Origin of the sequence: Bacteroides sp. BFG-606 (genome assembly GCF_024788145.1) — a bacterium.
Classification (GTDB): Bacteria; Bacteroidota; Bacteroidia; order Bacteroidales; family Bacteroidaceae; genus Bacteroides; species Bacteroides vicugnae.
In genome coordinates this window covers 1-2,778 of sequence record NZ_JANUIL010000004.1, presented here as the reverse complement: position 1 = coordinate 2,778, position 2,778 = coordinate 1, and the positions used below count along the sequence as shown (strand labels likewise).

Genomic DNA, 2,778 nt, shown 5'->3' with positions numbered 1-2,778 from the left:
AAGTTAACATTTTTGTGACAATCGATAACAGCCGGTGACAGCCGGCTGACAGGGGGTTAAGGGGGCTTGTCCCCTTACACACGTACCCTTTAGGGTGCTAGTGTGCTATCACCATACTGCATAGGTGCGAAGTTAGTGAATGTTTTGTAAATGCACAAATAAAGGGGAAAACATTTGGATTTGCGACAATAAAGTACTACCTTTGTTGCTGACCAAACGGTAGCTGACCGATACGGGAGAGTTACCAAAATACAAGCCGCTGGAGTTAATTGACGGACATCCGACATCCCCAGCGGCTTTATTTTTGCCTATCTGCTTCGTCTAGGCATACCAGTACCTCTACTAAAAATGTACTTCAAAGATACTTATTTTCTACCGACTTGATAGTTTTTACCCCATATTCTTGGACATTTTTCCCCCATGAGGTTATCTTTGTAGGGTGAAAGAGAAACCCATAAACGGGGATAGATTGAATGCTGGGAAGCATAAACAATCGGGGTAAGGTTAGCGAACCTTGCCTTTCATCCCCCATTATAACTTTACATAGAGGAACTTTATCTATCCCCCCCCCCCCCAAAGGGGGAGCGACCAAACGGCAGCTTCACTCAATGGAGTGTTACAGTTCATCAAAACCAAGTGATAACTGTCGTTTCTCTGCTTCTTCTTTCTTTTGGGCAGCTAAAGTCTTTTTCCGAACGTATGTTTTTGTAAATGAAACCCTATCCCCATTAAAGACAATCAACGGATTAATGAACCAATTATATTCGTTTGGACCTCTTGCTATGATTTCACTTTGTACGAGCTCTGCCAATCCTTTGTATATGGCTTTGTCTGATTTGTATTGGGTGTATTCTAAGCATTTTCGCCTATCGAAAATTATCATATCATTCTTAGGCTTCATGCAAGTTAGAATATACCCGAAAACCCGAATAGCTGATTGTGATAGATTGAAAAAAGCGGCAAAATTCGCAAGGTATAGTTTTGCAAATTGCTCTTCATCTACTTCTATTTGTCGGATAAACGAGGTTTTGAATACTTCTCCTGTATCTGTATCAGCAACAGCAACTACAGCTTTTTTATCACTTCCCGTACTACTTTTGTATTTCTTAACAACGTGATTTTCAATCCCTTCAATTGCTTGTTTCATAAAGGGGTTTTCTTCGTTTTTTTGAAAATCGGTTAATTTGAGTACTTTCTTATTTTCCATAAACATTCTATTTAGGCAAATTTGACTTTCTATATATCGGTGAAAAAGTATAATTTGATTTTCCACAAAGGAATATTTAAATTTCCATTAATACAATAAAAAAGCAAAATATATTTTCCTTTTTAACATCTAATAGGAAAGAGTGACTTTCTAATATGGAAAATCTGATTTTCCAATATGGAAAATACCCTATATTGAGTATCAACTACTTAACTTATTCTATTTCTTAAGTTCTTATTATACCCTAAAAACGGCATATAATCAACTACTTAAAAAATCATCGGTCGGGGAGCGCCCAGCGGCAAGGGGCGGGACCACCCGTCCCGACGAGCGCCCACACCATAAACTTTTTTTCGAATAAGCACACAACCGTTTTTCGAACCCTGCAAAATTTCTTCCGAACCCGAACGGCGTAACACTCGAGTGAAGCTGCCGTTTGGTCGCTCCCCCTTTGGGGGCGGGGGGGGTTACATACCCATACCGAAACCTCTGCTTCTGGTGATTTGCTTGAGTAGGTCTTTCCCCTCTTCCATAGCTTTTGATATGTTTGGGAAATGATGCCTTAAAGCCTCCAGTTGTTCGGAATTGAACAAGTCTTTCATCTTACCAAGTTCTTTTTTCAATTCCTTGGTTTCGGTCTTTAGTTCTTGGTTCTCCGTTCTTAGTCGGTTACTGGTTGTCCTTGCATTGTCCATTTGCTGTCTATAATACTCCTTGTCGTTCTCGGCTTTGAATACCTTTGTGCCGTTTCGCTCTTTTTCAAGTATAGCCTTTCCCAGTCTATCGGATAGCTGTTCATTTTCCCCCTCTAAAGCCTTTATTTTGGCTTTTAAGGTATCTTTTTCCCTATCGTTAACCGTTTTCCCTATCAAGCCGTAAAACTTCTCTGAAGCCTTAGAAATGAGTTTTTGGACGTTTTTCTTTGTTTCAATGGAACGTAGTTCTTTCTGAAGCTGAAGAAGCTGGTTTTGCACGTCCTTGTGCTTGTCTAACGCACTGGATATATCGTTGGATAGTTCCTGAAGCTGTTCTTTCGCACATTCGGTCTTGTACTGCATAGCCGATAAGTGTTTGCGATCAGAAGAAACACCACGTTCCATGCCCAGTGCTTCAGATGCTATGGTTTGGAGTTCTGCCATGTCATCACGCGATAAACGCACACTCTTCCCGTTCGGCTGCGTCCAATCGAAAACTACATGGGCGTGAAGGTTAGGTGTCCATTGCTTTGCGTTCATGTATCCTTCGTCCTTGTGTATATGGATTTGAAACGCTTCAATACCGAAACGTTCCTTGCAGACCGCAGCGAATTGCTGGAGTTCCTGCATGGTGGTTTCTTGCTTGATTACTATTACCCCCTCCCGTATGGGTGCTGCTTTAGTCTGCATCTTCTGCCCAACCGTATCGAAATATCTCTGTTTCGCACTCTCCAGCCGATGGGAGATGCTATCTCCAACCCAGCTTTCATTCAAATGACTAAGTTCCGGACGAACATAGTCCAACTCTTTTTCCCTAAAGTTGTGAATCTCGCTCCCCGGCTTCACTGCTTGTACATGAATACTTGTTGCTCCCAT

At 41.5% G+C, this 2,778-nt stretch carries 2 protein-coding genes; both read right to left on the bottom strand.

Annotated elements, in window-relative coordinates; all coding sequences use genetic code 11:
* Positions 1 to 616: 616 nt before the first annotated feature.
* On the bottom strand, positions 617 to 1,207 hold the full coding sequence (locus NXV01_RS25810; RefSeq protein ID WP_008670455.1) for a hypothetical protein: 591 nt from the start codon (positions 1,205 to 1,207) through the stop codon (positions 617 to 619).
* Positions 1,208 to 1,674: 467 nt separating this feature from the next.
* Entirely contained in the window at positions 1,675 to 2,778 is a 1,104-nt protein-coding gene (locus NXV01_RS25805; protein WP_005783389.1) for a plasmid recombination protein, read from the bottom strand.